At 74.6% G+C, this 17,658-nt stretch carries 11 protein-coding genes; 10 read left to right on the top strand and 1 reads right to left on the bottom strand.

Annotated elements, in window-relative coordinates:
• Positions 1-12: 12 nt before the first annotated feature.
• Positions 13-1,890: a molecular chaperone DnaK gene (gene dnaK / locus ACIA5A_RS25340; protein WP_396766933.1), complete on the bottom strand. Its 1,878-nt coding sequence runs from the start codon at positions 1,888-1,890 to the stop codon at positions 13-15.
• A gap of 211 nt (positions 1,891-2,101) precedes the next feature.
• Here dnaK and ACIA5A_RS25335 point away from each other — a divergent pair, with 211 nt between their 5' ends.
• The 10 genes from ACIA5A_RS25335 (at position 2,102) to ACIA5A_RS25290 (ending at position 17,628) form a co-directional block, all read left to right on the top strand.
• Positions 2,102-3,934: an ABC transporter gene (locus ACIA5A_RS25335; RefSeq protein WP_396766931.1), complete on the top strand. Its 1,833-nt coding sequence runs from the start codon at positions 2,102-2,104 to the stop codon at positions 3,932-3,934.
• Positions 3,935-3,989: 55 nt separating this feature from the next.
• A complete protein-coding gene (locus ACIA5A_RS25330) occupies positions 3,990-5,669 on the top strand; it encodes a GTPase (RefSeq protein WP_396766929.1) in 1,680 nt (559 codons plus the stop codon).
• A gap of 52 nt (positions 5,670-5,721) precedes the next feature.
• The gene (locus ACIA5A_RS25325) at positions 5,722-6,948 is read left to right on the top strand and encodes a hypothetical protein (RefSeq protein ID WP_396766928.1); all 1,227 of its coding nucleotides are present in this window, start codon (positions 5,722-5,724) and stop codon (positions 6,946-6,948) included.
• Positions 6,949-6,988: 40 nt separating this feature from the next.
• Positions 6,989-7,621: a hypothetical protein gene (locus tag ACIA5A_RS25320; protein WP_396766926.1), complete on the top strand. Its 633-nt coding sequence runs from the start codon at positions 6,989-6,991 to the stop codon at positions 7,619-7,621.
• A gap of 610 nt (positions 7,622-8,231) precedes the next feature.
• Positions 8,232-9,410, top strand: a complete 1,179-nt coding sequence (gene pdhA / locus ACIA5A_RS25315; protein WP_396766924.1) for a pyruvate dehydrogenase (acetyl-transferring) E1 component subunit alpha — start codon at positions 8,232-8,234, stop codon at positions 9,408-9,410.
• On the top strand, positions 9,410-10,399 hold the full coding sequence (locus ACIA5A_RS25310; RefSeq protein WP_396766923.1) for an alpha-ketoacid dehydrogenase subunit beta: 990 nt from the start codon (positions 9,410-9,412) through the stop codon (positions 10,397-10,399). Before pdhA ends, ACIA5A_RS25310 begins: the two co-directional genes overlap by 1 nt.
• The gene (locus tag ACIA5A_RS25305) at positions 10,396-11,853 is read left to right on the top strand and encodes a dihydrolipoamide acetyltransferase family protein (RefSeq protein WP_396766921.1); all 1,458 of its coding nucleotides are present in this window, start codon (positions 10,396-10,398) and stop codon (positions 11,851-11,853) included. Before ACIA5A_RS25310 ends, ACIA5A_RS25305 begins: the two co-directional genes overlap by 4 nt.
• Positions 11,854-12,072: 219 nt before the next feature.
• Positions 12,073-12,210 carry a hypothetical protein gene (locus tag ACIA5A_RS25300; RefSeq protein ID WP_013283356.1) on the top strand — a complete coding sequence of 46 codons (138 nt, stop codon included), beginning with the start codon at positions 12,073-12,075 and terminating at the stop codon, positions 12,208-12,210.
• 347 nt (positions 12,211-12,557) lie between these two features.
• Positions 12,558-15,680: a hypothetical protein gene (locus ACIA5A_RS25295; RefSeq protein ID WP_396766919.1), complete on the top strand. Its 3,123-nt coding sequence runs from the start codon at positions 12,558-12,560 to the stop codon at positions 15,678-15,680.
• Between the two features lie 112 nt (positions 15,681-15,792).
• Positions 15,793-17,628, top strand: coding sequence for an NHL domain-containing thioredoxin family protein (locus ACIA5A_RS25290; protein WP_396766917.1), 1,836 nt, complete (start codon positions 15,793-15,795; stop codon positions 17,626-17,628).
• The last annotated feature ends 30 nt before the right edge of the window (positions 17,629-17,658 follow it).

The raw sequence follows: 17,658 nt of genomic DNA, 5'->3' as shown, positions 1-17,658 counted from the left end.
GGGGACCGACTGTCACTTCTTGTCCTCGTCCACGATCTCCGCGTCGACCACGTCGTCGGCGCCGCCGGCCTGCGGGCCACCTGTCGCACCGGCGCCGGCACCCGGGCCGGTCGCGCCGGCGCCCGGGGCGCCCTGGGCGCCGGGCTCGCCCTCCTGCTGCTGGGCGTAGAGCAGCGAACCGGCCTGCTGGGAGACCTGGGCCAGCTTCTCGTGCGCGGCCTTGATCTTCTCGATGTCCTGCCCGCCGAGGGCGCTGCGCAGCTCGCCGAGCGCCTCGTTGAGCTGGTCACGGTTCTCCGCCGGCAGCTTGTCGCCGCTCTCGGCGAGGAACTTCTCGGTCTGCCACTGGAGCGCCTCGGCGACGTTGCGGGTCTCCGCCTCCTCGCGACGGCGCTTGTCCTCGTCGGCGTGCTCCTCGGCGTCCCGGCGCATGCGCTCGATGTCGTCCTTCGGCAGCGAGGAGCCGCCGGTGATCGTCATCTTCTGCTCCTTGCCGGTGCCGAGGTCCTTGGCGTGCACGTTGACGATGCCGTTGGCGTCGATGTCGAACGTGACCTCGATCTGCGGCACGCCGCGCGGCGCCGGCGGGAGGCCGGTCAGCTCGAAGGTGCCGAGCTTCTTGTTGTAGGCCGCGATCTCGCGCTCGCCCTGGAACACCTGGATCAGCACCGACGGCTGGTTGTCGTCGGCCGTGGTGAAGACCTCGGAGCGCTTGGTCGGGATGGTGGTGTTGCGCTCGATGAGCTTGGTGAAGATGCCGCCCTTGGTCTCGATGCCCAGGCTCAGCGGGGTCACGTCGAGCAGCAGGACGTCCTTGACCTCGCCCTTGAGCACGCCGGCCTGGAGGGCGGCGCCGACGGCGACGACCTCGTCCGGGTTGACGCCCTTGTTCGGGTCGCGGCCGGTGAGCTGCTTGACCAGGTCGGTGACGGCCGGCATCCGGGTCGAGCCGCCGACCAGGATGACGTGGTCGACGTCGGAGACCTTGATCCCGGCGTCCTTGACGGCCTGCTCGAACGGGCCCTTGCAGCGGTCCAGCAGGTCCTGCGTCATGCGCTGGAACTCGGCGCGGCTCAGCGTCACGTCGAGGTGCAGCGGGCCGGCGGAGCCGGCGGTGATGTACGGCAGGTTGATGTTGCTGGTGGTGGCGGCGGACAGCTCGATCTTGGCCTTCTCGGCCGCCTCCTTGAGCCGCTGCATGGCCATCTTGTCCTGGGAGAGGTCGATGCCGTGCTCGCCACGGAACGTCTTCACCAGGTGGTCGATGATCCGCTGGTCCCAGTCGTCGCCGCCGAGCTGGTTGTCGCCGCTCGTCGACTTGACCTCGACCACGCCCTCGGCCAGCTCCAGCAGCGACACGTCGAAGGTGCCGCCGCCGAGGTCGAAGACCAGGACGGTCTGCTCCTTGGAGCCCTTGTCCAGGCCGTACGCCAGGGCCGCCGCGGTCGGCTCGTTCACGATCCGCAGCACGTTGAAGCCGGCGATCTCACCGGCCTCCTTGGTGGCCTGGCGCTGCCCGTCGTTGAAGTAGGCCGGGACGGTGATCACCGCGTCCGCGATCTGCTCGCCCAGGTAGGCCTCGGCGTCCCGCTTGAGCTTCATCAGCGTCCGGGCGGAGATCTCCTGCGGGGTGTACTTCTTGCCGTCGATGTCGACGGTCCAGTTGGTGCCGATCTCCCGCTTGACCGAGCGGATGGTCCGGTCGGGGTTGGTCACCGCCTGGCGCTTGGCGACCTCACCGACGAGCACCTCGCCGTTGCGGGCGAACGCGACGATCGAGGGAGTCGTCCGCGAGCCCTCGGCGTTGGCGATGACGGTGGGCTCACCGCCCTCGAGAACGCTGACGCAGGAGTTCGTCGTGCCGAGGTCGATGCCGACCGCACGTGCCATGTTCGCTTCCTCGCTTCGTAACGGGTGAGCAGGTCGGACGACCTGCCCGGCGGGGTCGCCCGGAGGCGGCCGCACCACAAGTTGAGTGAACTTGACTCAATAGTGCCACGCCGTCGGCAAACCGCAAGTCGAGGTTGAGTCGACTCGGCGCAACCTGACCGTTATTACCGTCCGGTTGTCTTACCTTGCGTCGGTCGGGCACGCTTTAGCGGTGACGACGCATGGCGATCCCGCCACCCGTGCCGGCGCGCCCGCCGTCGCCGCCCGCACCGGAACCACCGACGGCGCGGAGCCGCCCGGCGGAGACGCCTCGGGGCTGCCCGCCGCGCTCGCCGGCCTGCGGTCCGCGATCGACGCGGCTCGCTTCCCGCTGACGCTTCCCTCGGCCGAGTCGGCCCGGCACGCCGCCCGCAGCCTCACCGACCAGCTCGACGACTACCTGCTGCCACGGCTGGCCCGCCTGGACGCCCCGCTGCTGGTGGTGGTCGGCGGCTCGACCGGCGCCGGCAAGTCGACGCTGGTGAACAGCCTGGTCCAGGCCCGGGTCAGCGCGGCAGGCGTGCTCCGCCCGACGACCCGCTCGCCGGTCCTGGTCTGCAACCCCGCCGACGCGGCCTGGTTCCGCCAGGGCGAGCTGCTGCCCGGGCTGACCCGCACCACCGACCCGAGCGAGCAGGCCGGCACCCTGCAACTGGTCACCGCCCCGGCGCTGCCGCCGGGCCTGGCCTTCCTCGACGCCCCCGACATCGACTCGGTGGTCGACGCCAACCGGGCGCTCGCCGGGCAGTTGCTCGCCGCCGCCGACCTGTGGTTGTTCGTCACCACCGCCGCGCGCTACGCCGACGCCGTCCCCTGGGAGTTGCTGCGCAGCGCCCGGGCGCGCGGCACCGCCGTGGCCATGGTGCTCGACCGGGTCCCGCCCGAGGCGGCCGACGAGATCGCCGCCCACCTGTCGCAGATGCTGGCCAGCCAGGAGCTGGGCGCCGCGCCCCTGTTCGTGCTGCCGGAGACCTGGGTGGACGGGCAGGGGCTGCTGCCCGACCGGATGACCGCCCCGCTGAGCGGGTGGTTCGCCCGCCTCGCCGGCGACGCGGAGGCCCGCTCGGCGGTGGTCCGGCAGACGCTCGACGGCGCGCTGGCCGCCCTGCACCCGGTGGTCGAGGGCCTGGCCGACGCCGCCGACGAGCAGGTGGCCGCCGCCGAGGCGCTCGACGAACGGGTCCGGGCCGCCTACCGGGGCGCCGAGCGCACCGTCGACCAGGGGCTCAAGGACGGCCGGTTGCTCCGGGGCGAGGTGCTGGCCCGCTGGCAGGAGTTCGTCGGCACCGGCGAGTTCTTCCGCAGTCTGGAGGCGCGCATCGGGCGGCTGCGCGACCGGATGGTCGCGGCGGTCACCGGGCGACCGGCCCCGTCCGCGGAGTTGCGCACGGCGATCGAGTCCCAACTGGTCACGCTGCTGCGCGGGGTGGCCGCCGAGGCGGCGGAGAACGCGTACACCGGGTGGAAGGCGCACCCGGCCGGCGCGGCGCTGCTCGAACCGGAGCTGGCGCACGCCTCGGCCGACCTGCCGGCGCGCGCCGAGCAACTGGTCCGTGACTGGCAGCGCGCGGTGCTGGAGCTGGTCCGGGTGGAGGGCGGCGACAGGCGCTTCGTGGCCCGCACGGCCGCGTACGCCGTCAACGCCACCGGGCTGGCCGTCATGATCGGCGTCTTCGCCTCCACCGCGTTCATCCCGACCGGGCTGGAGGTGGCCGCGGGCACCGGCACCGCGGTCGCCGGCCAGACCGTGCTCCAGGCCATCTTCGGCGACCAGGCGGTGCGGAACCTCGCCCGCAAGGCGCGGGTCGACCTGCTCGACCGGGTCGGCGCGTTGCTGACCGAGGAGGCCGCCCGGTTCCTGGCCCGCACCGAGGCCGCCCGCCCGGCCGGCGACGCCGGTCAGGCGCTGCGCCGGGCCGCGGTCACCGTCGAACGGGCCCGGCACCGCAGCGGCCTGTCCGGCGACACCCCGCTGCCCACCCCCCAAGAGGACGGCCGCCCGTGAGCGCGAGGAGCGAGCCGGGCTTGCGAGCCCCGCAGTCGCGAACTGAGATGGCACCGTGACGAACATCGTGGGGCGGGTGCGCGAGGCGCTCCGGGCCGACCAGCGGGTCGACCCGGACGTCCTGATCGCGCGCCTGGAGGCGGTCCAGCGGTTCCTCCGCGCGGTGGACGGCCAGGTGCCGGACGCCCAGTTGGTGGCCGGGCACACGGTGGTCGAGCGGGCCGGTGACCGGCTCGCCCTCTCCGGCCGGCACACCGTGGTCGCGTTGGCCGGCGCCACCGGCAGCGGCAAGTCCAGCCTGTTCAACGCGCTGGCTCGGATGGATCTCTCCCCGGTCGGCGTGCGCCGGCCGACCACCGGCGTGGCCCACGCCTGCGTGTGGGGTCCGCTCGACGGCGCGGTCCGGCTGCTCGACTGGGTCGGCGTGCTGCCGCGGCACCGGTTCGTTCGGGAGAGCCCGCTGGACGGCGACGACGAGTCCACGCTGCACGGTCTGGTCCTGCTGGACCTGCCCGACTTCGACTCGGTGCAGCAGCACCACCGGTTGGAGGTCGACCGGCTGCTCGGCCTGGTCGACCTCGTGGTCTGGGTGGTCGACCCGCAGAAGTACGCCGACCGCGTGATCCACACTAGCTACCTGCGTGAGTTCCACCGGCACAAGGACGTCACGGTGGTGGTGCTCAACCAGGCCGACCGGCTGCACCCGACCGAGCTGCCCACGGTCCTCGACGACCTGCGTCGGCTGCTCGACGCCGACGGGCTGGGCGGGGTGCCGCTGCTGCCCACCGTGGCCACGGATCCGGCCGGGCTGGCCGGGCTGCGGGCCGAGCTGGAGAAGACGGTCGCCGAACGGCAGGCGGCCCTGCGCCGGCTCTCCGGCGACGTGGACGCCGTGGTGGCGGATCTGGAACCGCTCGTCGGCCCGGAGCCGCCGCGCACCCGGCCGGGTGACGCCTCGGCGCAGGAGCTGACCCGGGCGCTCGCCGGGGCGGCCGGCGTGCCGACCGTGGCGCAGGCCGTCGAGGGCGCCTACCGGCACCGGGCGGTGAGCAGCACCGGCTGGCCGCTGGTGCGGAGCTGGCGGAAGCTGCGCCCGGATCCGCTGCGCCGGCTGCACCTGCCCGGGCGTGACCCGGAGGCGCCGGCGGAGAGCCTGATCTCGGCCACCTCCGTACCCGATCCGACCGCCGCGCAGCGGTCGTCGCTGCACCTGGCCATCCGGGCGGTGGCCGACCGCTCCAGCACCGACCTGCCGGCGCCCTGGCCGGCCGCGGTGACCGCCGCGGCCCGGTCCCGGCTGACCGACCTGCCGGGCGCGCTGGACCATGCGGTCGCGGCCACCGACCTGGGCATGGACCGGCGGCCCGCCTGGTGGCGGGTGGTCGGCGCGATCCAGTGGCTGGTCACGCTCGCCGCGCTGGGTGGGCTGCTCTGGCTGCTCCTGGGCTACGCGCTGCGCTTCCTCGGCCTGCCCCCGCTGGAGCACCCGAGGCTCGGTGACGTGCCCTGGCCGACCGTGCTGCTGCTGGGCGGCCTGCTGGCCGGGCTGCTGGTCGCGGCGCTGACCCGGCCGGTGGTCGGCTGGGCGGCCCGGCGGGCCCGACGCCGCGCCGAGCAGCGCCTGCTCACCTCGGTGGGCAGCGTCGGCGAGAAGTACGTGCTGGACCCGGTCTGGGCGGTGCTGGCGCGTTACGGCGCGGCTCGGGAGGCGCTGCGGGAGGCCGAGCGGCGCTGAACCCGGCGCGCTGACCGGTGTGGTCGCCGACCGCGCGGCGTAGGGTCGATGCATGGCCACGCCACAGACCCCTTACGACGCGGTGCTGCACGCCGCGCGCGACGTGACGAGGCTCGACTCCGCGCTGGACGCGGAGATGCTCGGCGCCGCGCTGTTGGGCAGCGTCTACGCCGTCGCCGAGCACGACCGGGAGCAGGCCGTCCGCGAGTTCGTGGCCGGCTTCCTGGCCGCCACGTCCCGCCGGCGCAGTGCCGCCGCGACCACGATCCGCGCCGTCTTCGCCACCCTGGTGCCGGACGCCACGGGCGCCGCCCGGGTCAGGCCCGGCGCGCTCGCTCCGGCCTGGGCCGGCCAGCTCGGCCGGGTGCGCCTCACCGGCACCTGGGCCTATGGCGACGTGTACGGCGACCAGACCTCCTATCTCGCCACGTTCGCCTACGACGACGAGGAGCATGGCGGCCCGGAGCACGCCCTGGTGGCCCTCGTCGACCACAACATCGGCATCACCAAGGACGTGTTCGTCGGCGGCCCGGCGGCCCGGATCGTGGAGCAGGCCCGGGAGATCTGCACCGAGGACGAGCTGACCTGGTTCCGCACCGAGGACCCGGTCCGGATGCGCGCGGAGGTGAGCCGGCACCTGGCGGTCACCGACGACCTCGGCGAGCTGCCCGCCCAGGGCTCGCTCGCCACCGATCGGGCCCTGGTGGGCGCCCGGCTGGCCGCCCTGCCCGGGCCGGCCCGGGCAGCCGGTCCGACCGTGACGCCGCCGCCGACGGACGAGGAACGGACCCGGCTGGTGCGCGCCTTCCTCGACTCGCCCGAGGCGACCCGGTTCGGTCTGCCCGAGGTGGCCGACGGCGAGCTGGCCTCCCTGCACTTCTGCCTGGGCCTGCTGCTGGACCACGCGGCGAGTTTCCCGGACGCGGATCCGATGCGGTGGAGCCCGATGGTCGCCGAGCTGTTCCTGCTCGACTGGGTGCACCGCCGCGCCGTGCTCGACATGGACGACGCCGCGATGCTGCCCCGGGTGCTGCGTGCCTGGGCGGCGTACGCGGCCCGGCAGCGTGGGCTGTCGCCGGCCGCGGCCGAGCGGACGGACGAGGCGATCACCGAGATGGTCCCGGAGTTCGCCCGGCTCTACAGCACCGGTGAGCGGCGCAGCCCGGCCACCGCGGCGGTGGCGCAGCTCATGGCGGACGGGGTGGACCCGGACGATCCGGAGGCGTTGAACGCCTGGATCGAGGCGAACCGGCACCGGCTCACCGACGACCCCGCCTGATCCTCGCGCCGGCCGGCGAGCCCGGGCCGGTCATGCGGGTGTGGCGCTCGGCGTCGCGGAGCGGCTCGGTTGCGGGGACCGGCTCGGCTCCGCGGTGGCCGTGGCGGTGGCGGTTGCCGTGGCCGTGGGTGCGGTGGTGGGGCTGGGTGTCGGCGACTGGTCGGGCGGCGTGGTGGTCGGTTCCGGTCCGTCGCTCGGTGTCGGCTCGGACGTGGTGCCGGTGGGCTCGGGCGTGGCGGAGGTCACGGACGGCTCGGGTGTCGGGCTCGAGGGGATCTGGTCCGACGGCGAGGGCGAGGGCACCGGGGAGGGTCGCGGTGGTCGGACCGGCGCGGGTCGGGTGGGCACGGGCGGCGGCGCCGGCACGACGGACGGCCGGGACCGGCGGCCGGAACCCAGGTCGCTGTCGTCGGGCAGGGACGGGGCCGCCGGAAGCACCGGTCGCGGGGGCGCGATGGTGGTGACGCCGACCGCCGGCGTGGGCACCGGGAGCGCCGGCCCCTGGGTGGTCTGGGGCAGCGGGATGACCACCGGACCGACCGACGGGGTGGGGATGAACCGGGTGCCCGCATCGGGCAGGGCGCTGTTTCCCACCGACGCGGTGCCGGTGCTGATCGCGGCGAGGATCGGCATCGACGCGGTGCCGGCGAGCAGCGCCACGGTCAGCAGGTAGCCGCGGCTGGGGCCGCCGGCCCCGGGGGCGCGGTGCGCGCCGACCACCCGGCGGTAGCGGGTGGCGGACGTCGCCCGGTGCCGGCCGAGGAAGGGAGCACCGGGAGGACCCTCTGGCTCGAACACCGGCACACTCCTCGTACGCGTCGACGGGACGGACGAGCACACGCAGATATTAGGACAAATGCCGCGCGATGGCTCCCCGTCAGCTTGGCTCAGTGACGCTCAGTCCACCAGCCGCAACCGCGTGTCGACACACAATTTGTCCGACGGCCCGAGGTGGCCTATCCGACAAAAGCGTCTATGCGTCACGAACCCGATGGAACCTCGCCGGCGGGGGAGGCCATACTGTGGGCCCGCTCACCTCCTCTGCAATCATTCAGGCACGACGGCAACGCAGCCGCCACCTCCGCGCACCCCGCGGCTGGTGCGGAACGGCGCCGGCGCTCCCGGGCCTGGGTCCCCCGACGGACCCCGGCTCACGCCGCGCGGCAACCCTCACCGGGGCTAGGCGCGGTCGCCAGGGACCGACCCGGCAGCAGCCGGGCGGGCGCACGAGGTGCGCGGCTCGGGTCACCCCCGGCGCGGCGCAGACAGACAGGGAGAGACGGATGGCAAAGGGCGACCCCGGGGCCGCCACCCGCAGCAAGCGGGCCGCACCCCGTACCAGGCGCGCCGCCGCGACCGGCGAACCGGAACTCGTACAACTGCTCACCCCCGAGGGTGAGCGGATCGAGACCGCGCTCGGTCCGGACGGGACCGAATACCGCGTCGACTTCACCGACGACGAGTACCGCGGCCTCTACCGGGACCTCGTCCTGGTCCGCAAGCTGGACGCCGAGGCGACCGCCCTGCAGCGGCAGGGCGAGCTGGGCCTGTGGGCCAGCCTGCTGGGCCAGGAGGCCGCGCAGGTGGGCTCCGGGCGGGCGCTGCGCGCGCAGGACATGGCCTTCCCGACCTACCGGGAGCACGGCGTCCTCTACTGCCGCGGCATCGACCCGATCATGCCGCTCGGCCTGTTCCGCGGCGTCGACCAGGGCGGATGGGACCCGAACGAGTTCAAGTTCAACATGTACACGATCGTGATCGGGGCGCAGACCCTGCACGCGACCGGGTACGCCATGGGTGTCGCGATGGACGGCAAGACCGGCGGCGAGGACGGCGAGGCGGTGATCGCCTACTTCGGTGACGGCGCCACCAGCCAGGGCGACGTCAACGAGTCGTTCGTCTGGGCCAGCGTGTTCAACGCCCCGCTGGTCTTCTTCTGCCAGAACAACCAGTACGCCATCTCCGAGCCGCTGGAGCGCCAGACCCGCGTCCCGCTCTACCGGCGGGCCGGCGGCTTCGGCTTCCCCGGCGTCCGGGTGGACGGCAACGACGTGCTCGCCTCGTACGCGGTGACCCGGCACGCGCTGGACACCGCGCGCAACGGTCAGGGCCCGTCGCTGATCGAGGCGTACACCTACCGGATGGGCGCGCACACCACCTCCGACGACCCGACGCGTTACCGGATCGCCAGCGAGGTCGAGGCATGGCAGGCCAAGGACCCGATCGCCCGGATGAAGGCGTTCCTGCTCAAGCAGCAGATCGTCGACGAGTCGTTCTTCGCCGAGGTCGACGAGCAGGCCCGCACCGAGTCGGTGCACCTGCGCGAGCGGGTGCTCAACATGCCCGACCCGCAGCCGGTCAGCATGTTCGACCACGTCTACCCGCACGGTTCAGCCGAGTTGGACGAGCAGCGGGCCCGGTTCTCGCAGTACATGGAGTCGTTCGAGGGGAGCGCGCACTGATGGCCACGGAGACGCTCACCCTCGGCAAGGCGCTCAACACCGGCCTGCGGCGGGCCCTGGAGAACGACCCGAAGGTCGTCATCATGGGCGAGGACGTCGGCAAGCTCGGCGGCGTGTTCCGCATCACCGACGGCCTGCAGAAGGACTTCGGCGACCAGCGGGTGATCGACACCCCGCTCGCCGAGTCCGGCATCATCGGCACCGCGGTCGGCCTCGCCATCCGCGGCTTCCGGCCGGTCTGCGAGATCCAGTTCGACGGCTTCGTCTACCCCGCGTACGACCAGATCGTGTCGCAGGTGGCGAAGATGCACTACCGCTCGCAGGGCAAGGTGCGGATCCCGATGGTCATCCGGATCCCCTACGGCGGCGGCATCGGCGCGGTCGAGCACCACTCGGAGTCGCCCGAGGCGTACTTCGCGCACACCGCCGGTCTCAAGGTGGTCACCTGCGCCAACCCGCAGGACGCGTACGTGATGATCCAGCAGGCCATCGCGTCGGACGACCCAATCGTGTTCCTGGAGCCGAAGCGGCGCTACTGGGAGAAGGGTCAGGTCGACCTGGACGCCCCGCTCACCGACGCGTACCCGCTGCACAGCGCGCGGGTCGCCCGGCCGGGCACGGATGCCACCGTGCTGGCGTACGGCCCGATGGTGCGCACCGCGCTGGACGCGGCCACCGCCGCCGCCGAGGACGGCCGGGAGCTGGAGGTCATCGACCTGCGGACGCTCTCGCCGCTGGACCTGACCGCCGCGTACGAGTCGGTGAAGCGCACCGGCCGCTGCGTGGTCGTGCACGAGGCGCCGGGCAACCTGGGCCTCGGGTCGGAGATCGCGGCCCGGATCACCGAGGAGTGCTTCTACTCCCTGGAGTCCCCGGTGCTGCGGGTGACCGGCTTCGACGTCCCCTACCCGGCCGCCCGGGTGGAGGAGGAGTACCTGCCGGACCTCGACCGGGTACTCGACGCCGTCGACCGCACCTTCGGCTGGTGAGCGGCATGTCCCGGATCAAGGAGTTCAACCTGCCCGACCTGGGCGAGGGCCTGACCGAGGGCGAGATCCTCGCCTGGCTGGTCAAGGTGGGCGACGACATCGAGCTGAACCAGCCGATCGTCGAGGTGGAGACCGCGAAGGCGGCGGTCGAGATCCCGGCGAAGTGGGCCGGCCGGGTCCAGGCGATCTTCCACCCGGAGGGTTCGACGGTCGAGGTCGGTGTGCCGATCATCGCGATCGACACCGACCCGGGCGCCGGGCCGGTGGAGCAGTCGACGACCGGCACGCCGGCCGAGGCGCTGCCCACCCCGTCGGCCGCGTCGCTGGCCGCGGTGGAGGTCGCGCCGGCCGAGGGCATGGTCGAGCCGGGCCTGATCGGCGGCGCCGCCCCGGGTGGTCGTACCGCCGTGCTGGTCGGCTACGGCCCACGCAACGCGCCGGCCAAGCGCCGGGCCCGCAAGGGTGACGTGCCGGCGCAGGCCGCGGCGGCGGCGCCGGTCGCTCCCGCGCCGGCCCCGATCGCGCCTGCGCCTGCGGTGAACGGCAACGGTCGGATCTCCGGTCCGGTGCTGGCCAAGCCGCCGGTCCGCAAGCTCGCCAAGGACCTCGGGGTCGACCTGTCCACGCTTACCGGTTCCGGTCCGCTGGGCTCGATCACCCGCGAGGACGTACAGCGGGCGGTGGGCGCGGCTCCGGCGGCGACCGCGTCGCCGGCGGTCGCGGCCCCGGCCGCGTCGGTCGCGAGCTTCGGCGCGGACCGCGAGCAGCGCATCCCGGTCAAGGGGGTACGCAAGCTGACCGCGGAGAACATGTCCCGCTCGGCGTTCACCGCCCCGCACGTGACGGAGTTCCTGACCGTCGACGTGACCCGGGCGATAAAGGCGCTGGACCGGCTGCGCGACAGGCGTGAGTGGCGCGACGTGCGTGTCTCGCCGCTGCTGCTGGTCGCCAAGGCGGTGCTGCTGGCGGTCCGGCGTCACCCGATGGTCAACTCGACCTGGGCCGGCGACGAGATCGTGGTCAAGGAGTACGTCAACCTGGGCATCGCGGCGGCCACCGAGCGTGGCCTGATCGTGCCGAACATCAAGGACGCCGGCCGGCTCTCGCTGCGCGAGCTGGCGGACGCGATGACGGCGCTGGTGCAGACCGCGAAGGCGGGAAAGACCTCCCCGGCGGACATGTCCGGCGGCACGCTGACCATCACCAACGTCGGCGTCTTCGGCGTGGACACCGGCACGCCGATCCTGCCTCCGGGCGAGTCGGCGATCCTGGCCTTCGGCGCGGTACGCGAGCAGCCGTGGGTGCACAAGGGCAAGGTGAAGCCGCGCCTGGTCACCACGCTCGGCCTCTCCTTCGACCATCGGATCGTTGACGGTGAGCTGGGGTCGAAGTTCCTCCGCGACATCGGGGACTTCCTGGCCGACCCGGAGGCGGCGTTGCTCGCCTGGACCTGATCCACCGCTCCGGCGACGGCCGGTGTGCCACGGGTGAACGCCCGGCACACCGGCCGTTGCCGTTGGGTGGCGAAATCGTCGGCTCGACGGGGCTCTGGACCTACGATCCTTAGGCAGGTGGCTCAGCTCACCTTCTAATCGATGGAATTTGGCCGCTCGGTGCGCTTCAATAGAGACATCAAGGGCTGACAACCGAATAGCCAGGAGGAGAGACCCAAGATGAGCATGATCGAGCGAATCCGCACCCGCCGCGACGCCAACCGCCGCGCCCGCGCCATCGAGCACGCGCTGCGTTCCGCCAACTCGCCCGCGGTCCGCGAGGAGCTTCTCGCCATCGCCCAGCGTCACATGAGCTGACGCCACCGACCTTTCTCACCTCCTCCAGTTCGAAGACCCGCCCGGTCCACCGGGCGGGTCTTCGGCGTTCCGGGTCGTCCGGCACCGGGATTCCACCCCGCCCCACCGCCCGGTACGGTTGGCACGGCCGCCAACCGGCCGCCTCCGGATCGACTCGGGAAAGCGAAACTCATCGACGTCGCCCGGTGACGGTCGGTGACGGCCGAGGCTCCCCCGAGCGCACTCCGGCGACCACCGGATACCGTGCGGGGAGCCCGCACGGCCGGTACCCGCCGGCGACGCCGGCAGCCGTGCCGACGGTCTCCGACCGGCACCGGCGGCCGACCTGTGATGGAGGAGGCGCACCCATGACGTCCGAGGCTCCGCACCGCCCCGGCCAGGAGCCGGGCGAGGTGTCGCCGGGCACCGGCGGACCGGTGCCGTACGGCGATCAGCCGTCGCAACAGGACAACGGGTACCCCGGCACGCCCGACCTCGGCTGGGCTCCGCCCCCGCCGGCCGGCCGGCCCGCCCCGTCGACCCCGGCCTGGGCCGGAGCGGACGACCAGCCCCCGGCCTGGGGCCCGCCCCCGGGCCAGCAGGCCACCGGCCGGGCCAGCGCCCAGGTGCCCCCGCCCGCCGAGCCGGCGGGCCGCGGCCCGCAGTCCGCCTGGGGCGGTCCCGACCAGGGCACGCCCTCCTGGACCGGCCCCGGCCAGGGCGCGCCCGCATGGGGCGCGGCCGAGCAGGCCGGCCCGGACCGTCCCGGACCGATGCCGCCGACCTGGGCCGCGGCTCCGCCGAACAACCCCGCCGAGCCGGCACCGCCGGCCTGGGCCGCAGCCGAGCCGAACCGCCCCTCCTGGGGCGCGGGCGGCCAGTCGGGCGAGCAGCCGGCCTGGGCGCAGCCCGGCGACGCCGGCCCGCGCGGCACCGGCTACGTCCCCGCGCCGGCCACCGTGCCGAACGAGAGCTGGGTCACCCCCGTCGGCCCGGACGACGCCCACCGCGCCGGCGGCTCCGCGCCGCAGGGCGACGACGCGGGCCACTCCGGTGGCTGGGCGGTCGGCGCCGGCGCGCCGCCGGACGACCCCCACCGCTCCGGCGGCTGGACGCCCCGTGACGAGCCGGCCGACGACGCCCACCGCTCCGGCGGCTGGACGCCGCGCGACGAGCCGGCCGACGACCCCCACACCTCAGGCGGCTGGACCGCACGCGACCCGCAGCCGGCCTGGGCTCCGCCCGGTCAGCAGGGCAGTGCCACCTGGCCGCCGGCCGACCCGCCCGCCCGGGCCGCCGCCAAGGTCTCCGTGCCCGGTGCGGCCCGCCCGGACCAGGCATGGTCCACTCCGGAGCAGTCCGACCAGGACGGTCGCGCCGAGGACGACCCGCAGCGCTCCGGCGGCTGGAGCCCGGCCGGCGCACCGCAGCACGACGACCCGGCCCGCTCCAGCGGTTGGCCCGCGCCGCAGGCCGAGAACCGGCCCGGCGGCTGGGACGAGTCCAACCGGGACGACGATCCCGACCGTTCCGGCGGTTGGGCGGCCGGCGGACGAGCCGGCGCTCCGACCGAGGCGCCGCAGGCGAACGCCTGGGGCGAGCCGGAGCAGCCCCGGACGACCGGCTGGAACGGCGCCGCCGCCGCGCCGCACCGGGAGACCGAGCGGCCGGCGGACGAGCCGGCGCAGCCCGGTTGGGGTGCCGCCGAGGCGCCGGCCCGGGCCAGCGCCTCCGTACCCACTCCCGACGCGCCGTCCGGCTGGGGCGGCAACACCGGCGAGCGCGCGCCCGAGCGTCCGGCGGTGCCGGACGCCGAGCCCTGGTCCCCCGCCGAGGCGTGGGGCCGGGCCGACGAGGCCGAGCCGGCGCCGTCACGCGGCTGGCAGTCGAACGACGACGGCCCGGCCTACCAGCCGGCGCCCGCGCCGGGCATCGCCCCCGGCAACGCGGTGCCGCTGCCCGCGCAGGGCCAGCGCGTGCCGGGCGCCGCCCTGGCCGCCTCGCCGCCCGCCGACCACCCGGCCGCCGCGCAGTTCGGACCGGCCGAGCGTGAACCCCAGGCGTACGAGCCGGAGCGCGGTGACACCGGCTGGGGCGCCTCCCGGTCCGGCCAGGAGGAGCCGCAGTCGCCGGCCGGTCCGGTCGTTCCCGGCCCGCGCGTGTCGCCCGAGGCGGGTCCGGCCGGCGCGGTCTCGGCCAGCGCCTCGGTGCCGGTGGCCAGCCGGGTGACTCCGCCCACCGACCAGCCCGTGCACCCGACCGGCACCGCCACGCCGCAGCCCCGGGTGTACGGTCGGCCGGCCCGACCGGAGCCCGAGGAGAACGAGGGCCCGGACGACGCACCCGGCTACCCGGGCCAGGACGGCCCGGCTGCCTTCGGCGGCTCGCAGTCCCGGTCGGACGACGCGCGCCGCTACCCCGGCCAGGACGGCCCGGCCGGTTTCGGCGGCCCGCAGTCCCGCTCGGACGAGCCGCACGGCTACCCCGGCCCGCAGTCCCGCTCGGACGAGCACGGCCAGGACGGCCCGGCCGGCTTCGGCGGCCAGTCCCGCTCCGACGAGCACGGCTACCCCGGCCAGGACGGCCCGGCCGCTTTCGGCGGCCCGCGGTCCCGGTCGGACGACGCGCACCGCTACCCGGGCCAGGACGGCCCGGCCGGCTTCGGCGGCCCGCAGTCCCGGCCCGACGACGACGAACCGCGTGGCTACGCCGAGCCGTCGTCGCCGGCCGGCCCGCCGCCGTTCCCGGTCGGCGTGCCGTCCTTCGTCGACCCGCCCGGCAACAACCGTCCCGCCAACGGCGTGCACCCGCACGACGGCGACCAGCCGGCTGGTCCGCGTGACCCGTTCGGCGCGCCGGGCGGGCAGCAGAACCCGTTCGGCGGCCCCGGCGGTCACCAGGACGGGTTCCACGGTTCCGCCGGTCGCCCCGACCCGTTCGGCGGCCCCGGCCAGCAGGACCCGTACGGTCCGCCGGCCGGCGGGCGCGCCTCGGTCGCCGTACCCGGTCAAGGTTCCGGGGGTGAGCCGGGCGGCTTCCCGCCCGCCTTCCCCCCGCCGCCGCAGCAGGCGCCGCCGGCCTGGTCGTCCGACGGCCCGTCGGGCGACTCGGACCAGGGTCGCTTCGACGCGTTCAAGCCGGACGCGGAGCCGCAGACCGAGGCGCCCGCGCCGAAGGTACGCAACGGTCGGGTGCTGGCCGCTGTGCTGGTCGCGGCCGTGCTCATCCTCGCCGTGCCGCTCGGCCTGCTCGCCCTGCTCGGCAAGATCAACGGTGAGGACAAGCCGGCGGGCTTCGACCCGGCGGTCGGCTCGTGCATCAAGCAGTCCGGTTCGACAGCCGTGGCCACCGACTGCGGCCAGCAGGGCGCGTTCACCATCGTGTCGAAGGTGGACAACAAGGACAAGTGCGCCGACCTGTCCCAGCCCACCGTCGTCCTCCAGGGCGGCGGCACCAACCGGGTCCTCTGCCTGAAGCCGGCCGGCCAGTAACGCCCCGCGAAGCGCCCGTCCCCACCGGGGGCGGGCGCTTCGCGCCGTCCTGTGCGGCTCTTCACCCGGCGGTACCCGGGCTGCCGGACCGGGGGTGCGGCACGATGGGGTCATGACTCCCCGAGTGCGCGCCCCTGAGCTGCGCGGCCGATCCTGGCTGAACACCGGCGGGAAGGCCGTCACGCTTGCCGACCTGCGCGGCAAGATCGTTCTGCTGGACTTCTGGACCTTCTGCTGCATCAACTGCCTGCACGTGCTCGACGAGCTGCGCCCGCTGGAGGAGAAGTACGGCGACGTGCTGGTGGTGATCGGGGTGCACTCGCCGAAGTTCGAGCACGAGAAGGACCCGGACGCCCTCGCCGCGGCCGTCGAGCGCTACGGCGTGCACCACCCGGTGCTCGACGACGCCGAGATGGACATGTGGCAGCAGTACGCGGCGAAGGCGTGGCCGACGCTCTCGGTGGTCGATCCCGAGGGATACGTGGTCGCCACCATGGCCGGCGAGGGCCACGCGGAAGGGCTGGCCCGGCTGGTCGACGACCTGATCGCCACGCACGAGGCGAAGGGCACCCTGCACCGGGGCGAGGGCCCGTACGTGCCGCCGGCCGAGCCGGAGACGGCGCTGCGCTTCCCCGGCAAGGCGATCGCCCTGGAGGGCGGCAACCTGCTGGTCTCCGACTCGGCCCGGCACTCCCTGGTCGAGGTGGCCCCGGACGGCGAGACGGTGCTCCGCCGGATCGGCGCGGGCGGGCGGGGCCGGACCGACGGCCCGGCGACCGCCGCCACCTTCGCCGAGCCGCAGGGGCTCTGCCTGCTGCCCCCGCACGTCGCCGAGGTGGCCGGCTACGACGTGGTGGTCGCGGACACGGTCAACCACCTGCTGCGCGGCGTACGGCTCTCCTCCGGCGAGGTGGTCACGGTGGCCGGCACCGGGCGGCAGTGGCGCTCGACCGTCGACTACCACGCGCACGACGCCCGCGCGGTCGACCTCTCCTCCCCCTGGGACGTGGCCTGGTACGACGACCGGGTGGTGGTGGCGATGGCCGGCATCCACCAACTCTGGTGGTTCGACCCGATCAGGCGAACCGCCGGCATGTACGCCGGCACCACGGTCGAGGCGCTGCGGGACGGCCCGCTCGCGGACGTCTGGATGGCCCAGCCCTCCGGGTTGTCGGTCTCGGCCGACGGCTCCCGGCTCTGGGTGGCCGACAGCGAGACCAGCGCGATCCGCTGGGTCGCCGGCGGCGAGATGCACACCGCCGTCGGTCAGGGACTGTTCGACTTCGGTCACGTCGACGGACCGGCCGACCAGGCGTTGCTCCAGCACCCGCTGGGCGTGTGCGCGCTGCCCGACGGGTCGGTGCTGATCGCGGACACCTACAACGGCGCGGTGCGCCGCTTCGACCCGGAGACGGGCCAGGTCGGCACCGTGGCCGACGGGCTGGCCGAGCCGAGTGATCTGGTGATCACCGCCGAGGGCGACGTGCTGGTGGTGGAGTCGGCCGCGCACCGGTTGACGCGGCTGGCGCCGGGCGCGCTGACTGCCGCCGGAGCGAACACCGTGGCCGGGCCGCGACACCGGCTGGAGCGCAGGCCGACCGATGTCACGGCCGGCGAGCTGACGCTGGACGTGATCTTCACGCCGGCGCCGGGGCAGAAGCTCGACGAGACGTACGGGCCGTCGACCCGGCTGGTGGTGTCGGCGTCCCCGCCGGAGCTGCTGGTGGAGGGGGCGGGCACGACCACCGACCTGTCCCGCCGGCTGGTGGTCAGCGGCGACGTGGCGCAGGGCGTGTTGCAGGTGACCGCCCAGGCGGCGACCTGCGACGCCGACGTGGAGCACGCCGCCTGCCACCTGACCCGCCAGGACTGGGGCGTACCGGTCCGGGTGGTCACCGGCGGCGCCACCCGGCTGCCTCTGGTGCTGCGCGGCCTGGACGAGTCCTGAGCTGACAAGTGTTAGGAGGGGCCCCTTGTT

Origin of the sequence: Micromonospora sp. NPDC051300 (assembly GCF_044455315.1) — a bacterium.
GTDB classification, from domain to species: Bacteria; Actinomycetota; Actinomycetes; order Mycobacteriales; family Micromonosporaceae; genus Micromonospora; species Micromonospora robiginosa.
The sequence above is the reverse complement of the archived record's forward strand: the minus strand, read 5'-3'. Positions and strand labels throughout refer to the sequence as shown.